Consider the following 26,063-nt stretch of genomic DNA (forward strand, 5'->3'; position numbering starts at 1 on the left):
CATCACGACATGCTGTCGGCCAACGCCATATGCCCTTCGAAGGCCAATTCCGTTGCCCGGGCCCGGTACCTGTCGACCAAGCTGCGATAGCCGGGCTCGTCGCCGTCGGCGGGCGCCACCAGCGCTCGCAGTCTGAGCAACGGGAGTTCGTGCAACACGAAGCCGGGTTCGGTGGGCACGGCTTCGAGTCGGGCGATCGCGGCCCTGGCCTCCGCGATGTCCCCGTCGGCGCCCCGGCGCAGCAGTGACTCGACCAGGATCATGGTCGCGGGGCCGCGGCAGAGCATCTCCCCGGACTCGGTGAGACTGTCGATGATGCTCCGCGAAATTTCGATTGCCCCGTCGATGTCACCGGACCTGGCCTTCTGTTTGGCGATGTGGATGCGGAACCGCACCACCTCACCGGGCGCGTACCGCCGACTGACGATGGCCTCGAGGAGTTGATCGAGTTCGTCGGATACGTCGATGTCCGGGTCTGCGCAATTGACCAGAGTGGCTCCGCGTGCGAATCGGGCCGCGATGAGCGCGAGGTCGTCACCGGACTGCTCGGCCCGCTTGAGTGCTTCTGCGGTGTCAAGGATCGTGGCGTCATCGGGGATGTGCGCCTCGTTCAACACGGCGAACGACTTATAGGCGATGACCGACGCATAACTGTTCGCGTCGAGTCCCCTCGCCAATTCGACTGCCTCGTCCAACTCGTCTCGCCAGCCCTGCGTCCCCAGGCAGAGTCCGTACGCCCCCCGCAAACCGAGCGCAAGCGCCAGCGGTGATCCACCGACGAAGAGGTTTTGTCCCCTCGTCGGATCACCATCGACGATCTCGATGACGCGCTCGGCGAGGTGCAACCCTTGGGCGGCCTCTCCGGCTTGTAATTTGGTGTTGCTGCCTGCGAGGTAAAAACCCATGTCCGGTGGAGATTGCTTTTCCGCGTCGACAAGTGCGAGCCAGTCGGAGACCAGACGTGACGACTCCGCATAGCGGCCGCGGAACAGCAGTGCCTGCGATTGGCCCGCCATGACCAAAGCCAACGCCGCCGCGTTGCCGGATGTGTTGCACAGGTCGCGGACCTCTTCGAAACCGGTGTCGGCGAGCGTCGCCTCCGTTCTCCAGGCACTGATACAGAGCATGACTCTGGGCGCGATCCTTTTCCCTGTCCGGTCCGGGTGATCTGCGGACAGCCGGTCGGCGATATCACGCGCACGTCGCCAACTCGCCTGTGCGGCCGAAAGATCGCGCTGCGATGACCACCGCCCCGCACGCATGTGCCACGTATAGGCGCCCGGCAGATTGCCCGCGGCTTCCAGATGCTCGGCGATCACGGCGGCGTTCTCGCCCACCGAATCGGGCTCTTTCGATTCGATGGCCGCAGCGAGGCGGCGATGCACATCGGCGCGATCGGCCTTCAGCTGTGACTCATAGGCCACGGTGCGGATCAGCGGATGGCGGAACGCATACGCCACTCGGGAAGTGAATGACACCTGGTCGATCAATTCAGCCTCGACCAATTCATCGATGACCGGGTCGATGCCGAGGCTCGCGAGCAATCCGGGATCGAAGCGCGTTCCGATCACGGCTGCCGCACCCAGTGTTCGTTTGGCGGGAACACCGAGCCGATCGATACGGGCGGCGATGGTCGCCTGCAGTGTGGCGGGCACCGCGATTTCGCCGACGTCCGAACGGCACTCGTAGGTGCCGCGGGCGCCTCGAAGCACGCCACGTGCCGCTAGCTCGCGCACCATTTCTTCGATGAAAAAGGGGTTCCCGGCGGCCTGTGCGTTAATCCGTTCGGCGACCTGCGCCACCGAAGAGTGAACCCCGAGCAGCTGGGTGGTCAGCGTGACGGACGGCGAATTCCCTAAGGGCGCAAGAGATATCGTCTGCGAGCCGGTCAGTCCGGTCAACGCGCCCCGATACTCGGGGCGGTAGGTGACGACTACCAGCGACGACGTCTGCGGGATCACCGCCAGGTATTCGGCCAACATCGAGTCGCTGATCTCATCGATCCAGTGCACGTCCTCGATGACGTACACCGCCGGTGTGCGCCGTCCCAGCGCCGCCGCGTTCACCAGCGCGGTCAGGCGTCGGCGACGAGCGTCGGTGTCGATCTTGGGCAGCGCGACGGCGGCATCGGCGACCCCCAGCAGGTCGTCGAACAACAACCGATCGTCGATGGCCGCGTCGGGTATTGCCGATCTCAGCCGGGCTCGCGCCGCAACCTCGTCCATGGCCTCCACTCCGAACGCCGTGCGCAGGAGGTCCGCGACGACGTGGAATGGAATGTCGCTGGCATGGGACTCACAGACGGTCGAATAGACGTCCACACCGCGCACCGCCGCGGCCGACATCAGCTCTCGGCTCAGTCGACTCTTGCCGATACCGGCCGGACCGACCACACCGACCACGCAACCTTGCCCGGCGACCGACCGGTCGAGGAGGCCGACCAGCGCATCGAGTTCCCATTGGCGCCCCACCAGCGTCGGCTCGCGCAGTTCGGTCCGAGGCCGCTGCGATGCGATGGCGTCGAGCCGTCGTGCGACGACCGGTTGAGCCACTCCTTTGATGTGCACCATTTCCGTTGGCCCCAGGACGGTGGCGTCCTCGACCAACCGGGCCGTCGACGCGCTGAGCATGACGCCGCCCGGCGCCGCCACCGACTCCATCCGCTGGGCCATTCCGACCTGCTCGCCGATCGCCGTGTAACGAAGGGCACCCGGGCCCATATCGCCCGCGATCACCTCTCCCGAGTTCAGCCCCACCCGTAGTCGCAAATCGACACCGTCCCGGATTCGGACTTCACTCGACAGCGACGCCGCCTCCGACTGCACGGCCAGCGCGGCCAGACAGGCTCGAAGCGCGTGGTCCTCCAGTGCCACCGGCGCGCCGAACACCGCCATGACCCCGTCGCCGGTGAACTGTTCAGCCGTCCCACCGTACCGATCCACAACTCGCGTTGAGCCACTGACCAAGTCGGCCATGATCTCTCGCCACCGCTCGGTACCCACCGTCGCCGCGATGTCCATCGAACGCACCACATCCGCGAACAGCACCGTCACCTGCTTGTACTCTGCGCGCGCGTCGGCCGGGACGATCTGAGAACCACAGCGATGGCAGAACCGGGCATCCGCAAGCGCATCGGCACCGCACGAGCGGCAGGCAGCGGTCATCCGGATTCTCCCGGGGCGCGGGGCGAACCGGGCCGCCGGAGAAGCGCCGCGAGCTCGTCACGACTGGTAGTGCCGGTCCGCGACATCGCACGGTAGATGTGACCTTCCACGGTACGGACCGACAGCCAGAGCCGGTCGGCGACCGCACGGCTGGACAGGCCGTTGCCCAACATCATGACGATCTCGCGTTCCCGGTCGGTCAGTGGCAGCTCCTCGGTCGCGAGGCGAAGTGCCGGGGTCCGCGCCCCGCACCGTTCGGCCAGCTCCGCGGCGCGTTTCGACCAGGCCAACGCGGACCCACGCTGATCTCTTCGGCGGTATGCGACTGCGGCATGGCCGGCGGCATCGATGGCGGCGACGAAGTCACCAATGTTTTCGAAATCGGCTGAAACCGTAGACAATACGGCGCCATCACCGCTGCGCACAGCCTCGGCGAAGCGCGCACCGATACCAGCCCGGGGGCCCTCGACGATCGCCGCCAACTCCTGCAGACGGGGTGCCGCTGCACCGTCGCCGAACTGGGCCGCCGTCTGCAGGCACATGACCTCCGCCGCGAATTGCCCGTTGGTACCTGCGAGTTCGGCGGCGGCCAGCACTATTCTGATCGCTTCGCTGATGGCGCCCTTGCTGGCCGCGACCCACGAGCGGGCGATCCCGTACGCATAGTCGAGTTGCCGGGTACTCGGATACCGCCATTTCTCGAGTTGTTCGAGGGCGGCGCCGGCCTCGGTATCGCAACCGCGCATCGCGAGCGCGGTCGTGCGCGGCAGCTGGTACTGGTAACCGAATCCATTCGTGTCGCCGATGGAGAACATGAATTCGACCACCGGCCCCAGCAGCGCGCAGCCGGTCTCCAGTCGCCCCGCACTCACGGCGGCGCGGCCCGCGATCCCCGCACTCAGCAGCGACGCCGCGCCGGGCAGATCGGCCGCATTCGTTCGCAGCCGGTCGGCGACCTCAGTGGCTTCGGCGATCCGGCCCGCGAGGAGGAGCGCTCCGACGTGGCCGTCGGCGATGATGTACCCCATCTGGGCAGCATCGAACGAGCACGTCGTGATGGCGGCTCCGGCAGTGGCCGCGGCCAACGCCTCGCCCGTGCGGCCAGAGTCCCCCGCTGCCACCGTGATCCCCCATGCGGTCACGCCGCCCACCACGGCGGGAAACCCGTCGAGTGCGAGGTCTTTCGACGACGCAATCGCTGCATCGGGCCTGCCCATGGTGGCCCAGTAGACGGTGCGAAACGCGTCGATGAAGCCTTGGGCGTGCGGCGGCGTGCCGAGGGCCGCGCCGTCGATGAACTCCTTCGCGCCGTCGGGATCGGCGAGCGGCCACAACATGTTCACGGCCCGCAGGAAGGTCACCCGGGCCCGCGTCGAGGCTGCCCCGTCGTCGATCGTCATGTGCGCGAGCACCGCGTCGGATTCCTGACCGCGACCCAGCCAGGACAAGGCGTGGGCCACCACCAGATCCGCCTCCGTGCCTCCGCCCGCGCGGACCGCCGCGGCGGCCAGGCGATGTGCCAAGGGCAGATCGGCGAGCATCACCGCGCCCTGCGACGCTCGGAGCAGGAGACAGGGGTCGGGAACAAGGTCGGAGTCAAGGCTCAGCGCCGCGCGCCGGACCACGACGCGCATGTCGTCGGCGCGATAGCCGGCCGCCAGCTCATTGGCGACCAGCGCGCGCAGCCGACGCAGCCGAAGCAGCGCCGCACCACGGCGGCGGACCTCGCCGTAAAGAGGATGCGCGACACGGACTTCCGCCGTGTCGTCGACCTTTTCGATCACGATGAGACCGCGCGCTTCGGCGTCGGCGACCGCTGCCGGGTCGGTGATGCGGTGCAGGGAGGAGAATTCGAGAGGCTCGCCGACGGCCAGTACGTCCACCACATCCCTCGTCGGAGCGGGTAATTCGCCGATCCGCACCTCGATCGTCTCGACCAGTCCGGGAGGGACGACGGGGTCCTCGGTCCACCGCCAGAAGCGTCCAAGCGCCTCGAGGCGACCCGCGGCCACCTCCTGATCGACGATGTTGCGCAGATACAGCACGTTGCCCCGGGTCATCTGCCAGAGACGCCGCAGGGCGTCCGGGTCGACAGACCCGCGCAGGCTGGCTGCTACCAACGTGGCCATTTCCTCGCGTGAAAGCGGTTGCAGATCAAGTCGCTCGAGCTGGCCACTGGTCAACAATTCGTGCGTCGCCGCGGGAACCGGCTCGCCGTCGCGAACCGTCAGCACCAGGTGCGCAGCCCGACGCGCAGCAATCTGATGGAGTACGAATATCGACAGGTCATCGAGGAGGTGGACGTCGTCGACACCCACCACCGCTTTGGCGCCGGGCGACACATTGGTCAACGATTCCAGCACCTCCCGGACAACGAGCAGAGTGTGCGGACCCGCTGAGCCCACCCACTGCGCGAAGACACCGAGCGGCAGTTCCCGCGCGGACGACGTTCCCACTGCCCAACGGGCTTCGTAACCCTGCGAAGTCACCGATGACAGCGCTTCGCTCGCGATCCGACTCTTCCCGACACCAGCCGCGCCGTGGATGACGATTCCCGCCGAACCATGGTCCGATATGGCGTCCTGGATGATTCGCATCTCCTGCGAGCGGCCGGTCAGCGGCCACGTCAAACGCACAGGGAGAGCCTAGGAGAGCAGGCGCGCTGGCGCTGAGCAATCGCTCGAGCGGCGTCTAGAACAGCGTCTGCTGATCCGCCTCGACGTTCGCCGCCGCCGGGATCGCGGCCGCCCGGAACGACCGTCGGTCTGGGGCCAGGCCGTGCTTGGCCACCAACGGTAAGGCTCGCTCTTGCAGCATCGCCCGATAATCCGGTGGCAAATACGCTCCGCGCCGGTACAACTGGCGATACTCCCCCACCAACTCCGGATGTGAGCGAGCCAACCAGGACATGAACCACCCGCGGGTCGAACCGCGAAGATGGAGTCCGAACACCGTCACGCCGTTGGCACCGGCAGCGGCAATCTGACCGAGAAGGGAGTCGAGGTGCTCGACGGAGTCGGTCAACCGCGGTAACACGGGTGCCACCATCACGTGGCAGGCCAGGCCGGCATCGCGAATCGCCGAGATCAGCCCGAGCCGCGCTTGCGGCGCCGGCGTACCGGGCTCGACGTCGCGGTGCAGCCCGGGATCACCGACGGCCAGTGACACCGCGACGCTGACGTCGACGCTCCCGGCGGCCTCGGTGAGCAGCGGCAGATCGCGTCGCAGAAGCGTGCCTTTGGTGAGGATCGAGAATGGAGTGCCCGATTCGGCCAGCGCGCTGATGATCCCGGGCATCAGCGCGTAGCGCCCCTCCGCGCGCTGATACGGGTCGGTGTTGGTACCCAGTGCGACGGTCTCCCGCTGCCACGACCGCCGATGCAGTTCGCGGCTCAGCACATCGGCCACGTTTGTCTTGACGACCACCTGCGTGTCGAAATCCGTGCCGCAATCGAGATCCAGGTACTCGTGGGTGGGACGCGCGAAACAATAGCGGCACGCGTGGGAGCAGCCGCGATAGCCGTTGACTGTGTAACTGAATGGCAGCATCGACGGAGCCGGTCTGCCGGCGGCATTGGACCGAGCGGCTGGCACCTTGTTCAGCGCCGACTTACACAGAATCTCGTGAAACGTGATCCCGTCGAACTGCGGGGTACGCACACTGCGCACGAAACCGAGCCGTTGCAGGCCGGGTAGTGCGCCGTCGTCGACGCTGACACCCTGCCCGTCCCACCGCATGACTCTATTCGAACTGATGTTCGACGCGATGTCAAGGCCCGCGCCGCCCGGTGTCCGGCGTACCAATGCCATGATGAGCCGGCACCGAACGGGATTGAGAGGACGCCATGGCAGGGGCCACACCATACGGACAGCTGCGGCACCGAGAGATCAACGGCAAGCGGATGGCCTACGTCGACGAGGGGCGAGGTGATGCCATCGTCTTTCAGCACGGCAACCCGACCTCGTCGTATCTGTGGCGCAACGTGATGCCGCATCTGGAAGGGCTGGGCCGACTCGTCGCCTGTGACCTGATCGGGATGGGCGCCTCGGCAAAGCTCGACGACTCCGGACCCGATCGCTATCACTACGCCGAGCAGCGTGACTATCTTTGCCAGCTGTGGGACACGCTGGATCTCGGCGATCGGGTGATCCTCGTGCTGCACGATCTGGGGTTCGGCGTTGGGCTTCGACTGGGCCAATCAGCACCGCGACCGGGTCGCGGGCATCGCGTACATGGAGGCCGTCGTCATGCCCATCGAGTGGTCGGACTTTCCGGGTCCGATGCGGAGCGTTTTCCAGGGCTTCCGATCCCCGGAAGCCGAATCAATGGTGTTGGAGCAGAACATGTTCGTCGAGGCGGTGCTGCCGGCCTCGATCAAGCGTCAACTCACCGACGAAGAGATGGACCACTACCGCGAACCGTTCCGTGATCCGGGCGAGGACCGCAGGCCGACGTTGTCGTGGCCACGCAACATCCCGATCGAGGGTGAGCCGGCCGACGTTGCCACGATCGTCGAGGAGTACGGCGCGTGGTTGTCGGGCAGCGCCGTGCCCAAACTCTTCATCAAAGGCGAGCCAGGGGCACTCGTCCGCGGTCGCGCTCTCGACTTCGCCCGCACGTGGCCCAATCAGACCGAAGTCGCTGTGCCGGGTGTGCACTTCATCCAGGAGGACAGCGCGGACGAGATCGGGAAGGCCCTCGCCTCGTTCGTCCGCGCGATACGCGCATCAACCGGCTAGGGGCGGGCTTCGAAGACGAGGTTGAACGGAGTCTCGGCGGCACGCCGGAACCGGCCGAAGCCGCCACCGCTGACCATCACGTCGGTGAGTCGCCGCTCGCCGGCCTGCGCTCCGAGCGCCGGCCCGTTCTGGGCGAGCGAAACGGGTACGCAGATGAGCGACGACGCCCCGTAGCAGACACGGCCGACCGGGTTGAGGTTGTCCGACAGGGAATCCCCGGCGGCGGGCTCGACCAGCATGCAGTGCCCGTCGGATGCCAGCGATTCACGCGCATGCCGGGCCACGCCCACCGGATCGGCCATATCGTGCAGGCAGTCGAAGAACGCGATCAGGTCGTAATTGCCCTTGTATGACGTCGCGTCGGCCACCTCGAAGCTGACATTGGTAACGCCGGCCGCGGTCGCTTGCTTGCGCGCGGTGTCGATCGACGCGTCGTGATAGTCGATGCCGACGAATTGTGACTCCGGAAAGGCTTGCGCCATCAAAAGGGTCGTCACGCCATGCCCGCATCCGACGTCGGCGACCCGGGCTCCCGCTCGAAGCTTCTCGACCACACCGTCGAGTGCAGGCAGCCAGTGGGACAGCAGGTTCGCGTTGTAACCGGCCCTGAAGAATCGTTCGGTGCCTTCGAACAGGCGCGGATGATGTTCTCCCCATTCCATTCCGGCGCCGCTACGGAAGTTCTCGACGGCGCGCTGTCTCACCTGGAAGACGTCCTCGACAATCGAGTAGCCACCGGGGAGATCCACCGGCCCGTTCGGATTCGCCAGGCACAGCGCCTGCTCAGGTAGTACTCGTCGGTGGCGCTGTCGTATTCGACATATCCGCCGGCCGCCTGATTGGCGAGCCATTCGCGCACATAACGCTCGCTCGTACCGGTGCGCTCCGCGAGTTCCGACGAGGTCAGGCGCCCCTCGGCCAGAGCCGAATACAGTCCGAGCTCGTCGCCGATGAGGACCAGCGCGGCACTCATCGCCGCCCCGAGATCGCCTACCGCCTTGCCCAGAAATGCATTGAGTTTGTCGTCGTCGACGGCCATTACCAGCTCCTTCGTCCGACTCTTGTGAACGTACGCTGATTGACTATCAGTCACGCTCGATCGGACGGAACGGCTGTTCTCCTATGGCACGCCGCGTCAACCCGAGGTTCAGGGCACGCGAGGAGCGACTACCACTGGCCGAGCTGGCACTGCAGGTTGTACGGACCGTCCTGCTGGACGGCGACCTGACCGTCGACGGCGATGTCGCAATGCGGATTCGGCGCGGCCTGGCCGCCATGCGTGGTGCTGCTGACGGTGAAGATCGCCCATTGCGGGTCCGCGAGCGTGGTTTCGAATACCCACGGCACACCCGCCGCGAGGTGCACCTGCTCCTGCTTCACAAACGAGTACGCATCGGCGTTATAGGCCGCCTTGCTCGGCGGCTGTGTCGTCAAATAGAAAAGGTTGAAGTCCGCATCACCCGCCGACGTGAGCGTGTACCGGACCTGATGACCGGCCGGTTCGGCATGCACCGTGGCAAAACTGCCGGCAACTCCGGCGGCCGCAACCGCGAGCGCCGCCCCGACCCTGGCTGTAGCTGTTCGCATGTCCGTCACATCGCCGCACGGTACCCGAGCGTTACACGGGCCGTCAGATCGGCTTCGGCGCACCGCGACGACCAGGCACTTCACAGAATGGTGGGGTGTTCTGTGATCTGTTACACGTTCCCGAACGGACGTGAACAAATCCAACCCGAGGAGCGTGCTGTAGTCGTGGACTTGAACCGGCGCTCCGCACTGATCGGCATCGGTGCGGTAGGTGCTTTCTTGGCGATCGACTTCGCTGCGGTCGCGTATGCCAACAAGTGGATCGGCCCCGGGAACGCGTTGACGCGCGAGACGTTCCTCGACGGGTTTCGTTCCGTATTCGGAATGCACCCCGGGTTCCGGGTCAATCACGCGAAGGGCGTCGCGGTCACCGGGCATTTCGACAGCAACGGAAACGGCAGTGAGCTGTCGCGGGCGGCGGTCTTCCGGTCCGGTCGGACACCGGTGACAGGGCGCTTCTCACTCACCGGGGGCAATCCGGCCGTCGCCGACATGCCCGCGGCGGCGCGCGGATTCGCGCTGGCGTTCGCGTTCCCCGACAACACGCAGTGGCGAACGTCGATGCTGAACCTTCCCGTCTTCCCCGATAATTCGGCGCAGGGCTTCTACGACCGACTGCTCGCATCCAAGGTCGTGCCCGCGACAGGGAAGCCCGACCCCGCCGCGATGGCGGCATTCTTGAAAGCGCATCCAGAGACCGCCGCCGCCATGGCGGTGATGAAGACGTCCCCACCCACTCCCGGCTTCGCCGACAGCACCTTCCGCAGTCTGATCACGTTCTTCCTGGTCAACGACGCCGGCGTGCGGACCCCCGTGCGGTGGGCGTTCGTGCCGCAACAGCCGGCGCTTCCGGCGCGGTCCGCGGGAAAGAACGATCTATTCGACGCGCTGGTACGCCAGATCCGCACCGGTCCGCTGCAGTGGCGGCTGATACTGACCGTCGGTTCTCCCGGTGACCCGGTCACCGACGCCACGCTGCCCTGGCCGAGCGGCCGCCGTACGGTCGATGCCGGAGTGCTGACATTGACGGGGGTCGAGACCGAGGCCGCGGGCAACGCCCGCGACATCAACTTCGACCCGCTGGTGCTGCCCGACGGCATCGAACCCTCCGATGATCCACTGCTCAGCGCACGATCGACGGTGTATGCGGCGTCCTATCGCGCTCGGACCGGCGAACCGAAGTCGCCGTCCGCGGTGCAGGTGGACAGGGTGACACCATGACGGACCAGACCGGCCGCTACCCGCTGCGAACCCGAATCCTGCACTGGCTCACCGCGATCCTGATCTTCACCATGCTGTTCATCGGGTTCGTCATGGTGAGCTGGCTGGGCACGTATGCGGCGCTGGTCGGCATTCACATGACGCTCGGTGTCCTGATCCTGTGCATCGTCGTAGTGCGTATCGCCAACAGATTCACCCACCGCGCCCCGAAACTGCCCGACACCGTCGGATGGGCCGAGCACAAACTCGTCGTGGGATCCGAGCTGACGCTGTACGCGCTGATGCTGGCGCAGCCGCTGGTCGGGTGGGCGATGGTATCGGCGATGGGCAGGCCGGTGGTCATTTTCGGATCGGTACACCTGCCGCGCATCGCACCCGCCGACGCCGACCTGTTCTTCGTGCTCCGCCAGACCCACTCGGTACTTGCATACGCCCTCGTTGCGGTCGTTGCCGCGCACGTCAGTGCTGTACTGCTGCACACGTTGACGCTCCGCGACGGAATGCTGTCGCGGATGGCGTTCTGGCGGCGCCCCGCGTTCGACCCCGCTTCCCGCCCCTGAGATCGCACCGTGCACGGTGTGGAGGCGACAACGGAGACACGGACCCTGGCTGACATGGGTGGTCTGGTCGTCACCGATGACGGTCGTCGGGTACTCGTCATCGACCGCCGCACCGGTGCACTGTCGGTAATGGCCTTCGTCCTCGGCGTGATCGCACTCGTCGTCGGCGACTTCGGCTGGGTCGCGACCCATTGCGAGCGGTGGCGCAGCGCGGCTGATCGGCTATGTGATCTGGCTCACACCGGAAACGAAATGCCCACCATGTGGCGTTTTGCGTGTAATGGCCAGGTCTTCCCGTGAGATGTCGACGTGGCATGGGAGGCCGCTAAGCCGCCGTTCGGTTCTGCTGGGCCTCGGTGCAGTGGGTGCCTTTCTCGTCGCCGACCTGGGCGCCGTCGCGGTCGCGAACAGATGGATCGGTGGTAGCAGCGCCCTGACCAGCGAGATGTTTCTCGACCGGTTTCGCGCAGTGTTCGGCCTCCATCCGGGATTCCGCCGGAATCACGCCAAGGGCGTGGCCGTCACTGGACACTTCGACAGCAACGGAAACGGCAGCGAGCTGTCGCGGGCGGCGGTCTTCCGGCCCGGGCAGACACCGGTGATCGGCCGGTTCTCGGGCAGCGGTGGAGATCCCGCTGTCGCCGACACCGCGCGCGCGACGCGCGGCCTCGGGCTTGCCATCGGATTTCCCGGCAACGCGCAGTGGCGAACGGCGATGATGAATCTCCCTGTCTTCACGGACAATTCGCCGCAAGGCTTCTACGACCGGCTGCTGGCCACAAAGGTGGTGTCCGAGACTGGCCAGCCCGATCCTGCCGCGATGTCCGCCTTCTTCGCCGCCCATCCGGAATCGGCGGCTGCCATGGCGCTCATCGAGCAGACTCCCCCGTCGGCCGGGTTTGCCGACAGCACGTTCCGTGGACTCATCACGTTCTTCTTCGTCAACGAGGCGGGCGAGAAGACCCCCGTTCGCTGGGAGTTCGTCCCGCTGCAAAAGGCGATGTCACCGCGGCCGGACAAGAAGAACGCGTTGTTCGACGCGCTGATCGTCCAGATGCGCAAGGGAGCGCTGCGGTGGAAGCTGATCCTGACGGTCGGCACGCCGGATGATCCGACCCGTGATGCCACGATTCCCTGGCCGAGCGACCGCCGCACCGTCGACGCCGGCGTGCTGACGCTGACGGACATCGAGACCGAGGCACCCGGCAACGCCCGCGACATCAATTTCGACCCGCTCGTCCTGCCCGATGGCATCGAACCGTCCGACGATCCCCTGCTCAGTGCCCGCTCCGTGGTGTACGGCGCGTCCTATCGCGCCCGCTCGGGCGAACCGAAATCCCCGTCCGCGGTCCAGGTGGACAACGAGGTGGCCATTTGACGGAAGCGCCCGGGAACGCGCTGCGGTATCCGGTGCGCACCCGGATCCTGCACTGGCTCAGCGCCGTCCTGATCTTCTCCGGGTTGTTCGTCGGGTTCGTGATGGTGAACTCGATCGGCTCCTACCGGACGCTGTTCGGCCTGCACATGACGCTGGGCGTGACGATCCTGACGATCGTCGTGGTGCGCATTGCGAATCGCTCGACCCAGCGCGCCGTGACGCTGCCCGACACGGTCGGACGGTTCGAGCACAAGCTGGTGGTGGGATCCGAACTGGGCCTCTACATACTCATGTTGGCGCAGCCGTTGGTCGGGTGGGCCATGGTGTCGGCGTCGGGCAGGCCGGTGATCGTCTTCGGTGCGGTGCGTCTGCCGCCCATCGCGCCGTTTGACGCCAATCTGTTCTTCGCACTCCGTCAGACGCATTCCATCCTCGCGTACGTGTTGGTCGCTGTGATCGCCGCGCACGTGAGTGCGGTGCTGCTGCACACGCTCACACTCCGGGACCACATGCTGTCCCGGATGACGTTCGCTAGACGCGGCTGAGCCGCGAGAGGACCTCGGTCAGCACGTCGTCGACGGCTACGTTCACCTGATCGCCGGTCGCCAGGTTCTTCACACCGATCGTGCCCGCCTCGATGTCACGGTCGCCGGCCACCAGCGCCAGCGAGGCACCCGAGCGGTCGGCGGCGCGCATCGCTCCCTTGACCCCACGGTCGCCGTAGGCGAGGTCCACACGAACCCCGCCGGCCCGTAGCCGGGCGGCCAGTACCGCCAGCGTGATCTTGGCCTGCTCGCCGAGCGGCACCCCGTAGACGTCGACGCGGGCGTTTCCGCCGACGGTCTTGCCCTCGGCCTTCAGGGCCAGCAGTGCGCGGTCCACGCCGAGGCCGAAGCCGATGCCGGACAGGTCTTTTCCACCGAGCTGTCGCATCAGCCCGTCGTAGCGGCCCCCGCCACCGATGCCGGACTGCGCGCCGAGACCGTCGTGGACGAATTCGAACGTGGTCTTCGTGTAGTAGTCCAGCCCCCGCACCATTCGTGGGTTGATCGTGTATGGCACGCCGAGCGCGTCCAAATGCCCGAGCACGGTGTCGAAATGCTGCTTGGCTACGTCGGAGAGGTGATCCAGCATCACGGGTGCGTCGGCGGTCATCTCGCGCATCTGTGGCCGCTTGTCGTCGAGCACCCGCAGTGGGTTGATCTCGGCACGCCGGCGAGTTTCGTCGTCGAGGTCGAGCTTGAACAGGAACTCCTGCAAGAGTTCCCGGTACTGGGGCCGGCAGCTGTCGTCACCCAGCGAGGTGATCTCCAGCCGGAATCCGTCGAGCCCGAGCGATCGAAAGCCCGCATCGGCCACCGCGATCACCTCGGCATCGAGCGCCGGATCGTCGACGCCGATGGCCTCGATCCCCACCTGCTGCAGTTGGCGGTAGCGACCCGCCTGCGGGCGTTCGTAACGGAAGAACGGCCCGGCGTAGCAAAGCTTCACCGGCAGCGCACCGCGATCCAGACCGTGCTCGATCACCGCCCGCATCACACCCGCGGTACCCTCGGGTCGCAGCGTCACCGACCGGTCGCCACGGTCGGCGAACGTGTACATCTCTTTGGAAACCACATCGGTGGACTCCCCCACCCCGCGGGCGAACAGGGCGGTGTCCTCGAAAATCGGCAGTTCGACGTCGCCGTAGCCCGCGCGGCGGGCGGCGTCCAGCAGGCCGTCGCGGACGAGTACGAACTGCGCCGAGTCGGGCGGCAGGTAGTCAGGGACACCCTTGGGCGCCTGAAAGTCACTCACAGGAACTCATCACGTCAAACCTTCGAGGAACGGGTTGGTGCGGCGTTCGAAGCCGATCGTGGTCTTCTCACCGTGTCCCGGTAGTACCACGGTGTCGTCATCGAGCACCAACAGTTTTGTCACGATCGAGCCGAGTAGGTCCCGCCCGCTGCCTCCGGGCAGGTCGGTGCGGCCGACGGATCTTCGGAACAGCGTATCCCCGCTGAACACCACCGACCCGGGGTCCGCCCCGAGGCCTGCTTCGACGCGGAACGCGACCGAGCCCCGGGTGTGGCCGGGCGTGTGATCGACCATCACGGTGATGCCACCCAGATCGATCTTGTCGCCGTCCTTGTCGAGCTCGACCACCTGCCTCGGCTCACGGAACAGCGCGCCGAACGCCAGCTGAGCCAGTCGCGGACCGAAGTCCTTGATCGGGTCGGCGAGCATGAACCGGTCCTCCGGGTGGATGTAGGCCGCGCAGCCGTACGTATCGGCCACCTTCTGCGCCGACCAGATGTGGTCGATGTGCCCGTGCGTCAGCAGCACCGCCGCCGGGGTCAGATGATTCTCGTCGAGGATCTTTCGCAGCCGGCCCATCGACCGCTGGCCAGGGTCGACGACGATGGCATCCGAGCCGGCCCGTTGTGCGAGCACGTAGCAGTTGCAAGCCAACATGCCCGCCGGGAATCCGGTGATCAACACGGCGTCCAGTTTTCCACCCCGCGTTGGAGTGGGTCGCAGCGCCCGCACTCAGCAACTCCTGGCACACTCGTTGCCGACTGACACGATCACGAGGAGGACACCGGCGGTGCCCACGAACGAACAACGGCGTGCGAAAGCAAAGCGCAAACTCGAGCGACAGCTGGAACGCCGGGCGCAGAAGGCGCGCCGGCGCCGCCTTCTCACCATCGTCGGGTCGGTCGTGGGCGCGATCGTCGTGATCGGCGCCGTGGTGGCCACGGTCGTCATCACCAACCGCGACTCCGGCAACACGACGGCGTCGGCTTCCACCTCGACCCCGACATCGAGCACGCCGGCGGGCGGCGCGCCGCCCGCGCCCGGCGCTCCGGGTGGGCTGCCGCCGTTCGCGGCGCCGGCCGACCTGGGCGCCAACTGCCAGTACCCCGCTGCGGAAAAGGCCAGCAAGCCGGTCAACCCGCCGCGCACCGGCAAGGTACCGACCGACCCGGCGCAGGTCAGCGTGAGCATGACGACCAATCAGGGCAACATCGGCCTGCAGTTGGACAACGCCAAGTCGCCATGCACGGTGAACAGCTTCGCCAGCCTGGCTCAGCAGGGCTTCTTCAACGACACCCCGTGCCACCGGCTGACCACGTCCGAAGGACTGTCGGTGCTGCAGTGCGGTGACCCGACGGGCCAGGGCACGGGTGGTCCGGGCTACCAGTTCGCCAACGAGTACCCGACCAACCAGTACCAGCCGGACGACCCCAAGCTGCAGCAGCCGGTGCTGTATCCGCGCGGCACCATCGCGATGGCCAACGCCGGCCCGGGCACCAACGGCAGCCAGTTCTTCCTGGTGTACAAGGATTCGCAGCTCCCGCCGAACTACACGGTATTCGGCACCATCGACCAGACCGGTCTGGCGACGCTGGACAAGATCGCCGCGGCCGGCGTCGCGGACGGCGGCCAGGACGGCAAGCCGAAGGACGATGTCCAGGTGAAGACGATTCTGCTCGACTGACCGGGACCGAGTAAGCCGTGACGACACCGCCCCCGCCGTACGGGGCGTATTCACCACCGCCGTACGACGGGTATTACGGCTACCCAGGCGCCTATCCGCCGCCCCGGTCGACCAACTCACTGGCGATCGTGTCGCTGGTGTGCGGGTTCCTGTTCGCGCCGCTGGGCATCGTGTTCGGCCACATGTCGCTGTCCCAGATCAAGAAGACCGGTGAGGAAGGGCGCGGGCTGGCGATCGCCGGCCTGGTGATCGGATACCTGATCTCCGCCCTCACCGTTCTCGTGGTGGTGCTCAGCGTGCTGTTCCTGGTGATGGTGGCGCGGGATCTCGAGCGCCTGGACGGGTTGATCCCCGACCATCCCGGCCTCACCGCGTCACCCTTCCCGCCGCCGGACCACACGTTGCCGCCGTTCGCGCCGCCGGCGACCCTCGGCTCGAACTGTCAGTACCCGGCCACCACCGAAGCAGCCAGCAAACCCGCCAAACCTCCTCGCAACGGGCGGATCCCGACCGACCCGGCGCTCGTCAGCGCGACGCTGCGCACCAACCGGGGCACGATCGGGCTACAGCTGGAGAACGGCAGGACGCCCTGCACGGTCAACAACTTCACGAGCCTGGCCCAGCAGGGTTTCTTCGACAACACCACGTGCCACCGTCTGACGACGACAGCGGATCTCGGCGTGCTGCAGTGCGGCGACCCGACGGGAACGGGCTCCGGCGGCCCCGGCTACCGGTTCCCCAACGAGTACCCCACGAACCAGTTCCGGATGACGGACCCCGCGCTGACGGTGCCTGCGTTGTATCCGCGCGGCACGCTGGCGATGGCCAATTCCGGCCCGGGCACCAACGGCAGCCAATTCTTCCTGGTGTATCGGGATTCGATGCTGCCGCCGACCTACACGGTGTTCGGCACGATCGACAGCGCCGGGCTCGCCACGATCGACAAGGTCGCCGCGGCCGGAGTCGCCGGCGGCAGCCAGGACGGCAAACCCGCCATGGACGTGACCATTACGTCGGTGCGGGTCGGCTGACTCGGCTCGGTTGCGCCCCCCGGACCGCGTGAAAGGAGCCTTGCTCGGGGACTTTGAACCGAACTCGGCGGGGTGGTTCTCTCGGTCCCCTTGTGCGAGCGCCATACGGGTTCGGGCGCTTGACAGCAAGACAACGCCTGCGGGCACCCTCAGACAACCGCCTTGCCGACGTCGAGATCAGGCCGCGGACGTCACCCGATAGACGTCATACACGCCCTCCACGTTGCGCACCACATTGAGCAGGTGACCGAGGTGTTTCGGGTCGCCCATCTCAAAGGTGAACCGGCTGATGGCCACCCGGTCATCGGATGTCGTCACGGACGCCGACAGGATGTTGACCTTCTCGTCGGCCAGCACGCGCGTCACGTCGGAGAGCAGGCGGTGCCGGTCCAGCGCCTCGACCTGGATGGCCACCAGGAACACCGATGACGGCGACGGTGCCCACTGCACATCGATGATGCGCTCGGATTGCTCTTGCAGCGACGCGGCGTTCGTGCAGTCGGTACGGTGCACGCTGACCCCGCCCCCGCGGGTGACGAAGCCCATGATGTTGTCACCGGGCACCGGTGTGCAGCACTTGGCCAGCTTGGTCAGCACGCCCGGGGCGCCGGGCACTGAGACGCCGACGTCGTCGGTGCTGCGTTGCCGCACCGGCATGGTCGTCGGCGTGGAGCGCTCGGCCAGCTCGTCGGCGGCATCGTCGTCACCGCCGAGCTGAGCGACCAGCCGCTGCACCACGTGCCGTGCCGAGACGTGACCCTCTCCCACCGCGGTGTACAACGCGGACACGTCGACGTAGCGCAGTTCACGCGCCAGCGCGGCCATGGACTCGCCATTCATCAGGCGCTGCAACGGAAGCCCGCCGCGGCGGACCTCACGGGCGATCGCGTCCTTGCCGGATTCCAGCGCCTCCTCGCGGCGCTCCTTGGCGAACCACTGCCGGATCTTGGCCTTGGCGCGGGGCGACACCACGAAGGTCTGCCAGTCGCGCGAGGGGCCGGCATTGGGTGCCTTGGAGGTGAAAATCTCTACTCGCTCGCCATTTTCGAGCTTGCGCTCCAGGGCCACCAGTCGGCCGTTCACCCGCGCGCCGATACACCGGTGCCCGACCTCGGTGTGCACGGCGTAGGCGAAGTCCACCGGCGTGGACCCGGTTGGCAGCGTGATCAGGTCGCCCTTCGGGGTGAAGACGAAGATCTCCTGCACGGCAAGGTCGTAACGCAGCGACTCCAGGAACTCGCCGGGATCGGCGGCCTCCCGCTGCCAGTCGAGAAGCTGGCGCATCCAGGCCATGTCGTCGATCTCGGCGGCGGCGTGTCCGGCGGGAACGCCGTTGCGGCCCTTGGCTTCCTTGTAACGCCAGTGGGCCGCGATGCCGTACTCCGCCGTCTTGTGCATGTCGCGGGTGCGGATCTGCACCTCGAGCGGCTTGCCCTCAGGGCCCACGACGGTGGTGTGCAACGACTGGTACACGCCGAACCGAGGTTGGGCGATGTAGTCCTTGAACCGCCCGGCGATCGGCTGCCACAGCGAATGCACAACGCCCACAGCGGCATAGCAGTCGCGGATCTCGTCACACTGGATACGTACACCCACCAAATCGTGGATGTCGTCGAAGTCACGGCCCTTGACGATCATCTTCTGATAGATCGACCAGTAGTGTTTTGGCCTGCTCTCCACGTCGGCATGGATCTTCATCGCGGTCAGCGACGCGCTGATCTCCGCACTCACCTTGGCCAGATAGGTGTCGCGCGACGGCGCCCGATCGGCGACCAGCCGCACGATCTCCTCGTACTTCTTGGGATGCAGGATCGCGAACGACAGGTCTTCGAGCTCCCACTTGACGGTGGCCATTCCCAGTCGGTGCGCAAGCGGGGCAATGACTTCCAGCGTCTCGCGGGCCTTGCGGGCCTGCTTCTCCGGCGGCAGGAACCGCATGGTGCGCATGTTGTGCAGCCGGTCGGCGACCTTGATCACCAGCACGCGCGGATCGCGGGCCATGGCGATGATCATCTTGCGGATCGTCTCGCCCTCGGCCGCGGTGCCCAGCGCCACCTTGTCGAGCTTGGTCACGCCGTCGACGAGGTGGCCGACCTCGGCGCCGAACTCCTCGGTGAGCGCGTCAAGGGTGTAACCGGTGTCCTCGACGGTGTCATGCAGCAGCGCCGCGATCAACGTCGTGGTGTCCATCTCGAGCTCGGCCAGGATGTTGGCCACCGCGAGCGGATGGGTGATGTAGGGATCGCCGGAGCGTCGCAACTGGTCGGCATGCCGCTGCTCGGCCACCTCGTAGGCCCGCTGCAGCAAAGTCAGGTTGGCTTTCGGGTAGTGCTCCCGGTGAACCGCGACGAGCGGCTCGAGCACCGGACTGACGGCGCTGCGCTGGGCGGTCATCCGGCGCGCCAGCCGCGCCCGGACCCGCCGCGAGGCGCTCGTCGACGCCTTCGGGATTTCCAGCGGCTGCATCTCGGGAATCTGCCCGCCCGCCGGCGGTGACTGCACGGCCTGGGCCGTGCTCGCATCCGTGTGAGTCTCGCTGGCCATCGTCACCTCCTCGTCCTCGTCCGTTCGCAGCGCCAGACTTCGAGGATATCGCTCAGACCGTGTACAGGCTGCTGACCGGTAGCGGTTTGAGCACGTCGCGGCCGCCCAACGCGGACAATTCGAGCACCACAGCGGCACCGGGGACGGTCGCGCCCGCCTGCCGGAGCAGCGCGGCGGTGGTGGCGACGGTTCCGCCGGTGGCCAGGACGTCGTCGATGATCACCACCGAGCGCCCGGCGATCTCGATCCCGTCGGCCGGCACCTCGAGGGTGGCTGTGCCGTATTCGAGCTGGTAGGTCTCGCTGAATACCGGCGGCGGAAGCTTTCCGCCCTTACGGACCGCCAGCACGCCGATGCCGAGTTTGACGGCCACGGCGCCGCCGAGCAGAAACCCGCGGGCGTCTACTCCGGCCACCAGATCGGCGCCCTCGGCGATCTCCGCGAGCGCGTCGGTCACCGCGGCCAGGCCGCGCGCGTCGGCCAGCACCGGGGTCAGGTCTTTGAAGTCGACGCCCGGTTCGGGAAAGTCGGGCACTTCGCGCGTCAGGGAGGCGATCAGCCGCCCGATCTCGGACGAGCCCGTCACCGACTGAGCACCCAGCGGTCCATGTTCCATCCCGCGCCCCATCGAGTCGGGTTGCTGCTCACCGCATACATCTTCTTCGATGTGAGCAGGGTTCGCTGTTGACGGTATAGCGGCAGCGTCGGCATGTCTGCCCAGAGGATCGGTCCTGCCTCACCCAGCAGCCGCGCCAGCTCCTTGGGATCGGACGTGACGGCCATCGAGGCGATGATGCCGTCGATCCGCTCGTTGGCGTAGCCCGACAGGTTGTTGCCATTGCCGGTATGCAGGTCATAGGCGTCCATCGCCGAGGAGCCGGTGGACCCACTGCCCGCGGCGCCACCCGTGCTGGCGATGAGCACGTCGATCTCGTTGTTGCGTAGCGCCAGCGGGCCGGTGGTGCCGGAGGCCACGTCCTGCACGGTGATGCCCGCGGGTGCGCACGCCTTGGCGATCGCGCCTACCGTTGCGGCCAGGCGCGCATTCGGACTCTGGTAGCCGACGCGGACCGTCAGCGGCTGACCGTTGATCGACCCGCGGGCCGCGTCCGGGTTGGCGACCGCGAACTGGCCCGCCTCGACGGCCCCTTCGGTGGCGCCGAACGCATCCTCGGTCGCCGGATTCAGCCGCGAGTTCGCAATCGGCACTTCGGCGTTCTTCGCGATCGCATCACGCGGGGTGCACAGCGCGAGCGCGCGTCGCGCCGGTGGGGCGGCCAGCGGGCCCTGCGGCGCGAAGATGAGCTGCTCGATACCGGCCGACGGCGAATCGGTGCGCACATAGTCGTCGGGCAGGTTCAGCGTGCCCGACGAACCCTCCGCGACGTCGACGACATCGTAGGAGCCCTGATTGACGCGGTCCTGGATGTCGGCGCCGCGCGGCCACACGGTGACCTTGGCGGTCTCGGGTTTGGCGCCCCACCACTTGTCGTTGGCCACCAGCACAACGGCGCCGTCCTTGGTGACCGATTCGATCTTGTACGGCCCCGACGACGGGAACCGCTTGAGGTCGATATCGCTCTTGAGCGTCCAGGTGTTGTTCCACACCTGGGCGATGCGCTCGACGGCCGGGCCGTCGTTGTTGGCGATCGCAGACGTGACGCCGGCGTCTCCTAGACCGAGTTCGTCGGCGATGACGTGCGACGGCATCATCGATGTCGCCGCGAACAACTGGCCGAAGTCGATGAATCCACGGTCCTGCGCGAACGAGACACGGGCTTTTTTCTGCCCCGGCGCGCAATCGACCGATGCGACGTCGCTGTAGCCGGCGCGATTGGCGGCGTCGAACGCCGGAAACCGGCCGGACTGCGCCGCCCAGGCGAGCACCATGTCGTCACACGTGATCGGCTTGCCGTCGGAATACACCGCGTTGGCGTTGATCTCGTAGTCGAGCACCAGCGGCGCCCGTCCCACGACGGAGACGGTGCCGAAGTCGTGATCGCCCACGATTTGCCCGTCGGGTCCGTGATAGTTGAATCCGGTCAGCACGCGGGCGAACGCCTGCGGGCCGCCGGACGCGGCGCCGACGACGGTGTTGGTGTTGTAGGTGACCAACGCCCCGTCGACCGCGTAGTCGATCGAGTCGGCGTGACTGTCGCCGCAGGCCGACAGGCCCAGGCCACCGATCAACGACAGCACGGCCGCCAGTACGCTTCCCCGTTTGATTCCGGCGGCCATCCGACCTACCGCCGCCGGGGGTTTCGCTTACCCGACGGTCGTCCGGTCCTGCTGGTCGTCGGCCTGACCGGACGCGCGCCAGGAGCCGGCTTTTCGGCCGGCGGCGTCTCGGTGAGTCCGGCCGCGACGGTCGCCGGTTCGCCGTCGCTGGTCTCAGCGTCGGCGTCGTCGTCGCTGGTCTTGGTGTCGCTGGTCTTGGCGGCCGCCGGCTTACGCCGATTGAGCACCCGACGGGTGTGGTTGCGCACCAGTGCGGTGCGTTCCCGCAGGCTGACCAGCAGCGGGGTGGCGAAGAAGATCGACGAGTACGTTCCGACGATGACGCCGACCAGCTGGACGAGCGCCAGATCCATCAGGGTGCCGACGCCCAGCAGCCAGACGGCGACCACCATCAACGAGATGATCGGCAGCACCGAGATGAGGCTGGTGTTGATCGAGCGCATGAACGTCTGATTGATCGCGAGGTTGGCCTGTTCGGCGAACGTGCGCCGGGTTGTGTGCTCGAAGCCGTGGGTGTTCTCCTCGACCTTGTCGAACACGATGACGGTGTCGTAGAGCGAGAAGCCCAGAATCGTCAGCAGCCCGATGACCGTCGCCGGGGTGACCTCGAAACCGACGAGTGAATACACCCCCGCGGTCACCACCAGGTCGAAGACCAGCGTCGCCAGTGCCGCCATCGCCATGTAGCGCTCGTAGCGCCAGGTGATGTAGATGGAGGCCAACAGCAGGAACACCACGAGCGCGATCAGTGCCTTCTTGGTGATCTGACCGCCCCACGTCTCGGACACCGCCGAGTCGCTGATCGTCTGCTTACTCGCCTGACCGTCGCCGCCCTTGGGGTGGAACGCGTCGAACAACGTGTTGCGCAGCTGTTCGGTCTCGTCGTTGGTCAGCGTCTCCGAGCGGATCTGCACGGTGGCCGAACTGCCGTTGCCGACGATCACCACCGACTCGGGACTTTTGCCGAGCGCCTTGCTGAACGCGTTCTCGACCTGCTGGGTGGTGGCGTCGCCCGACTGTCCGGCGACCGGCATCGACACCTTGGTGCCACCCTCGAAGTCGATACCGAAGGTGAAGCCCCGCACCAGGATGCTGACGATCGCCACCGCCACCATGGCTCCGCTGATCGCGTACCACATCTTGCGGCGCCCGATGACCTCGAAGGCGCCGGTGCCGGTGTACAGACGGACGAAGAAGCCGTGCCGTGGCGCTCCCGCTGCCGAGGCTTCCAGGTCGGGCGCCTCGACGGCGTCGGACTCGGTGACGTCGGATGAATGCTTGGCGGCCATGGTGTTATCCCCGTCCCGTCGCGTGCGCGGCCGCTCGTCGTTCGCGGGCGATCTGCTGTACCGCGCCGAGGCCGTTGAAGGCCGGCTTGGCCAGGGTCGGCGACTTCGACGCCAGGTACACCAGCGGCCAGGTCACCAGGAACACCACAACCACGTCGAGGATCGTCGTCAGGCCCAGCGTGAACGCGAAGCCCTTGACCTGCCCGACGGCCAGCACATAGAGCACCGCCGCCGCCAGGAAGGTCACCGCGTTACCCGACAGAATCGTCTTCCGCGCCCGTGCCCAACCGCGCGGGACCGCAGACCGGAACGAACGGCCTTCTCGTATCTCGTCTTTGATGCGTTCGAAAAACACCACGAACGAGTCGGCTGTAGTGCCGATACCGATGATCAGACCTGCGATGCCAGCCAGGTCCAATGTGTAGTTGATGTATCTGCCGAGCAGCACCAGGATCGCGAAAACCATTGCGCCGGAGGCCACGAGCGACAGCGCGGTGAGCAACCCGAGCACCCGGTAGTACAGCAGCGAATACAGCAGCACCGCCGCCAGACCGATCGCGCCGGCGATCAGGCCGGCCCGCAGCGACGACAAACCCAATGTCGCCGAGACGGTTTCGGCCTCCGACGACTCGAATGACAACGGCAGCGACCCGTACTTCAGCACATTGGCCAATTCGCGCGCGGAGTCGGCGGTGAACTGGCCGGTGATCTGGGTGGTACCGCCGGGAATCGCCTCCTGGATCTGCGGCGCGCTGACCACCTTCGAGTCCAACACGAAGGCGGTCTGGGTGCCGACGTTGGCCGCGGTGAAGTCGGCCCAGATCTTGGACGCTTCGCTGTTGAACTCCACCGTCACGACGTACCGGCCCTGCTGCTGATCGAGTCCGGAGTCAGCCGTCTTGATCTGGGTGCCGCTGATGATGGATTTGTCCAGCAGATACACCTCTTTGCCGTCCTGCGAACAGGTGACCAGAGGCAGATTCGGATCGTCGTTGCCGGCCAGGACGTCATCCTCGTCGCAGCGGGTGGCCTGGAACTGCAGCGCCAGGATCTGGATCTGCTGATCGGTGCTCTGCCGCAACTGCTTTTCGTCGGCAATGCGCTCGGCCAGCGTCTGCGGTTTCTTCGGCGCTCCCGGCGGCGGTGCCGGCGTCTGCCCTGGCGGGGCCGGCGGCGCGGGCGTCGGCGCCGGCTCCTGCGGATACGGGCGGGGCTGCGGCGCAGGCGGGGCCTGCTCTCCCGCCGGCGGTGCCTGCGGTGCCACGGGAGCGCCGGGCTCGGCCGGAGCGATGGGCGGAAGACCGGGAGGCGGTGCGCCCGGTGCGCCCGGTGCGCCGGGTGCTCCCGGAGGCGCGCCGGGTGGTGCGCCCGGTGCTCCCGGGGGCGCCCCGGGCTGGCCCGCCCCCGGCGGCGTCGCGCCCTCCGCCGGGATCACGTGGATCACGGGCCGGACGTACAACCGCGCCGTCTGGCCCAGGTTGCGCGCCTCGCTGCTGTCATTGCCGGGGACGGTGATGACCAGGTTGTCCCCGTCGATGATCACCTCAGACCCCGACACACCCAGACCGTTCACGCGCGCGCTGATGATCTGCTGCGCTTGATTCAGTGCGTCGCGGGTGGGCTTGGATCCGTCGGGTGTGCGCGCGGTCAGGGTGACGCGCGTGCCGCCCTGCAGATCAATGCCGAGTTTGGGGTCGGCCTTCTTGTCACCCGTCAGGAACACCAGAAGAAATGCGCCTACCAGCAGAACCAGGAAGAGCGACAGGTAGCGGGCAGGGTGCACTGGCGCCGAAGACGATGCCACGTTGTCAGGGTCTCCTCGATATCAGTCAGTCCGTAAGCCCCGCAAAGGGTACGTCCTCATGCTGAATGCTCAGTTATCAGTCTTGGTGTTCGGGTGCTCCGTGAGCTCGGTAGCGGTCGACTCGGGAGTTTCGTCGACGTCGGTACCGGCTTCGTCATCCTCAACGTCGTCGATGTCGTCGGTGATGCGATCGCGGACGGCCAGCTTCATCCAGGTGGTGACGACGCCGGGCGCGATCTCCAGGTCGACGGTGTCGTCGGTGATGCCCGCGATGGTGGCCCGTAGGCCGGATGTGGTGTGGACGCGGTCGCCGACCAGCAGCGAGTTGTGCAGGTCGATGGTGGCCTGCATGGCCTTCTTCTGGCGCCTCGAGGCGAAGAACATGAAAGCGCCAAGGATGATCAGCAGTGGCAGGAATACGACAAGATCCATCAGAACTTCTGTCTTTCGTTTCGGTCTTGCGGTCACGGCATCCAGACCGGCAGGTCAGGGGCCTCATCGTGACCAGTGTGCCATTGCTGCCGCCGATGGCCGAGCCCCCCTGCCGCCCGCGATCGGCTGTTCGCGTCGCGTAGTGCGCGGACACGTCGGCATCAACGTCCCCGCTCTGCGGACAGCGAAGGCTTACCACGAGGTGATCACGCCTTTCGTCGGTTTCGAGGCGTTTCCGGAGGCCGACGACGAGTTCGCCTACCGCCCGTGCGGCGGCAAGCCGGGCACTACCTCTTCTTCTGGCCGATTCCTCTAACCTGCGGCCGACGAGTCGCAGTACTCGCGGCACAGGCCCGGTCTGCAACATCTGGCGTTCATGGTGCCGACCAGGACGGCGGTGCGCGCTGCGCACGACTCCGTCGCCGCGATCGCGACCTTCTGGCTCGACCCGTGGGGCGTCATGCTCGAAGGGGTGTGTCATCACGAGCGGGATTGCTCGAATGCAACGAAATCCGTTGTCATGTTGTGATTCGACGGAGGATGTCGGCCAGGGGTGCCGGAGTTTTTGATCGAATCGGTGTGGCTGCGACTAGG

22 protein-coding genes and 1 pseudogene are annotated in these 26,063 nt (G+C 66.7%); 9 read left to right on the forward strand and 14 right to left on the reverse strand.

Annotated elements, in window-relative coordinates; translation table 11 throughout:
- Nucleotides 1–2 precede the first annotated feature (2 nt).
- From ACVWWN_RS27005 to ACVWWN_RS27015, 3 genes are read right to left on the reverse strand one after another with little or no spacing between them, the layout of a single operon-like run.
- Nucleotides 3–3,164 (reverse strand): ATP-binding protein, encoded by a 3,162-nt coding sequence (locus ACVWWN_RS27005; RefSeq protein ID WP_457146587.1) that lies wholly within the window; start codon nt 3,162–3,164, stop codon nt 3–5.
- Complete coding sequence (locus ACVWWN_RS27010; RefSeq protein WP_457146588.1) at nt 3,161–5,800, reverse strand: LuxR C-terminal-related transcriptional regulator; 2,640 nt, start codon at nt 5,798–5,800, stop codon at nt 3,161–3,163. The genes ACVWWN_RS27005 and ACVWWN_RS27010 overlap by 4 nt, the downstream gene beginning before the upstream one ends.
- Before the next feature lie 55 nt (nt 5,801–5,855).
- The gene (locus tag ACVWWN_RS27015) at nt 5,856–6,902 is read right to left on the reverse strand and encodes an Rv2578c family radical SAM protein (RefSeq protein ID WP_457146589.1); all 1,047 of its coding nucleotides are present in this window, start codon (nt 6,900–6,902) and stop codon (nt 5,856–5,858) included.
- Nucleotides 6,903–7,009: 107 nt separating this feature from the next.
- Here ACVWWN_RS27015 and ACVWWN_RS27020 point away from each other — a divergent pair.
- A pseudogene (locus ACVWWN_RS27020) lies at nt 7,010–7,904 on the forward strand (haloalkane dehalogenase).
- Here the strand turns inward: ACVWWN_RS27020 and ACVWWN_RS27025 are convergent.
- The 3 genes from ACVWWN_RS27025 to ACVWWN_RS27035 form a co-directional block, all read right to left on the reverse strand.
- Nucleotides 7,901–8,653 (reverse strand): class I SAM-dependent methyltransferase, encoded by a 753-nt coding sequence (locus tag ACVWWN_RS27025; RefSeq protein ID WP_457146590.1) that lies wholly within the window; start codon nt 8,651–8,653, stop codon nt 7,901–7,903. The pseudogene ACVWWN_RS27020 and the gene ACVWWN_RS27025 sit on opposite strands and share 4 nt — an antisense overlap.
- Nucleotides 8,605–8,943, reverse strand: coding sequence for a hypothetical protein (locus ACVWWN_RS27030; protein WP_457146591.1), 339 nt, complete (start codon nt 8,941–8,943; stop codon nt 8,605–8,607). Before ACVWWN_RS27030 ends, ACVWWN_RS27025 begins: the two co-directional genes overlap by 49 nt.
- A gap of 128 nt (nt 8,944–9,071) precedes the next feature.
- Complete coding sequence (locus ACVWWN_RS27035; protein ID WP_457146592.1) at nt 9,072–9,491, reverse strand: hypothetical protein; 420 nt, start codon at nt 9,489–9,491, stop codon at nt 9,072–9,074.
- A gap of 165 nt (nt 9,492–9,656) precedes the next feature.
- Here ACVWWN_RS27035 and ACVWWN_RS27040 point away from each other — a divergent pair, with 165 nt between their 5' ends.
- The 5 genes from ACVWWN_RS27040 to ACVWWN_RS27060 all read left to right on the forward strand — a co-directional run bounded on the left by ACVWWN_RS27040 (nt 9,657) and on the right by ACVWWN_RS27060 (nt 13,195).
- Entirely contained in the window at nt 9,657–10,712 is a 1,056-nt protein-coding gene (locus ACVWWN_RS27040) for a catalase family peroxidase (protein WP_457146593.1), read from the forward strand.
- On the forward strand, nt 10,709–11,272 hold the full coding sequence (locus tag ACVWWN_RS27045; protein WP_457146594.1) for a cytochrome b: 564 nt from the start codon (nt 10,709–10,711) through the stop codon (nt 11,270–11,272). The genes ACVWWN_RS27040 and ACVWWN_RS27045 overlap by 4 nt, the downstream gene beginning before the upstream one ends.
- An 18-nt stretch (nt 11,273–11,290) precedes the next feature.
- Nucleotides 11,291–11,572: a hypothetical protein gene (locus ACVWWN_RS27050; protein ID WP_457146595.1), complete on the forward strand. Its 282-nt coding sequence runs from the start codon at nt 11,291–11,293 to the stop codon at nt 11,570–11,572.
- A gap of 61 nt (nt 11,573–11,633) precedes the next feature.
- A complete protein-coding gene (locus ACVWWN_RS27055) occupies nt 11,634–12,650 on the forward strand; it encodes a catalase family peroxidase (RefSeq protein ID WP_457146596.1) in 1,017 nt (338 codons plus the stop codon).
- Complete coding sequence (locus ACVWWN_RS27060; RefSeq protein ID WP_457146597.1) at nt 12,647–13,195, forward strand: cytochrome b; 549 nt, start codon at nt 12,647–12,649, stop codon at nt 13,193–13,195. The genes ACVWWN_RS27055 and ACVWWN_RS27060 overlap by 4 nt, the downstream gene beginning before the upstream one ends.
- Here the strand turns inward: ACVWWN_RS27060 and hisS are convergent.
- Both hisS and ACVWWN_RS27070 read right to left on the reverse strand, forming a co-directional pair.
- A complete protein-coding gene (gene hisS / locus ACVWWN_RS27065; RefSeq protein ID WP_457146598.1) occupies nt 13,182–14,447 on the reverse strand; it encodes a histidine--tRNA ligase in 1,266 nt (421 codons plus the stop codon). The genes ACVWWN_RS27060 and hisS overlap by 14 nt on opposite strands.
- A gap of 9 nt (nt 14,448–14,456) precedes the next feature.
- Complete coding sequence (locus ACVWWN_RS27070; RefSeq protein WP_457146599.1) at nt 14,457–15,131, reverse strand: MBL fold metallo-hydrolase; 675 nt, start codon at nt 15,129–15,131, stop codon at nt 14,457–14,459.
- A 106-nt stretch (nt 15,132–15,237) separates the two neighbouring features.
- Here ACVWWN_RS27070 and ACVWWN_RS27075 point away from each other — a divergent pair, with 106 nt between their 5' ends.
- Nucleotides 15,238–16,131 (forward strand): peptidylprolyl isomerase, encoded by an 894-nt coding sequence (locus ACVWWN_RS27075; protein WP_457146600.1) that lies wholly within the window; start codon nt 15,238–15,240, stop codon nt 16,129–16,131.
- Nucleotides 16,132–16,148: 17 nt separating this feature from the next.
- On the forward strand, nt 16,149–17,162 hold the full coding sequence (locus tag ACVWWN_RS27080; protein WP_457146601.1) for a peptidylprolyl isomerase: 1,014 nt from the start codon (nt 16,149–16,151) through the stop codon (nt 17,160–17,162).
- 177 nt (nt 17,163–17,339) lie between these two features.
- Here ACVWWN_RS27080 and ACVWWN_RS27085 read toward each other — a convergent pair whose 3' ends face one another.
- The 6 genes from ACVWWN_RS27085 to yajC form a co-directional block, all read right to left on the reverse strand.
- Nucleotides 17,340–19,706 (reverse strand): RelA/SpoT family protein, encoded by a 2,367-nt coding sequence (locus tag ACVWWN_RS27085; protein ID WP_457146602.1) that lies wholly within the window; start codon nt 19,704–19,706, stop codon nt 17,340–17,342.
- Between the two features lie 52 nt (nt 19,707–19,758).
- Nucleotides 19,759–20,322, reverse strand: a complete 564-nt coding sequence (locus ACVWWN_RS27090; protein ID WP_457146603.1) for an adenine phosphoribosyltransferase — start codon at nt 20,320–20,322, stop codon at nt 19,759–19,761.
- Nucleotides 20,289–21,944, reverse strand: coding sequence for an ABC transporter substrate-binding protein (locus ACVWWN_RS27095; RefSeq protein ID WP_457146604.1), 1,656 nt, complete (start codon nt 21,942–21,944; stop codon nt 20,289–20,291). The genes ACVWWN_RS27090 and ACVWWN_RS27095 overlap by 34 nt, the downstream gene beginning before the upstream one ends.
- A 5-nt stretch (nt 21,945–21,949) precedes the next feature.
- Nucleotides 21,950–23,233 carry a protein translocase subunit SecF gene (gene secF, locus ACVWWN_RS27100; RefSeq protein WP_457146605.1) on the reverse strand — a complete coding sequence of 428 codons (1,284 nt, stop codon included), beginning with the start codon at nt 23,231–23,233 and terminating at the stop codon, nt 21,950–21,952.
- Nucleotides 23,234–23,237: 4 nt separating this feature from the next.
- Nucleotides 23,238–25,037, reverse strand: coding sequence for a protein translocase subunit SecD (gene secD / locus ACVWWN_RS27105; protein ID WP_457146606.1), 1,800 nt, complete (start codon nt 25,035–25,037; stop codon nt 23,238–23,240).
- Between the two features lie 69 nt (nt 25,038–25,106).
- Nucleotides 25,107–25,469 (reverse strand): preprotein translocase subunit YajC, encoded by a 363-nt coding sequence (gene yajC, locus ACVWWN_RS27110; protein WP_457146607.1) that lies wholly within the window; start codon nt 25,467–25,469, stop codon nt 25,107–25,109.
- Nucleotides 25,470–25,611: 142 nt separating this feature from the next.
- On the opposite strand from yajC, the gene ACVWWN_RS27115 reads away from it, so the two are divergent.
- A complete protein-coding gene (locus ACVWWN_RS27115) occupies nt 25,612–25,785 on the forward strand; it encodes a hypothetical protein (RefSeq protein WP_457146608.1) in 174 nt (57 codons plus the stop codon).
- Nucleotides 25,786–26,063 lie beyond the last annotated feature (278 nt).

Source organism: Mycobacterium sp. URHB0021, assembly GCF_054057895.1.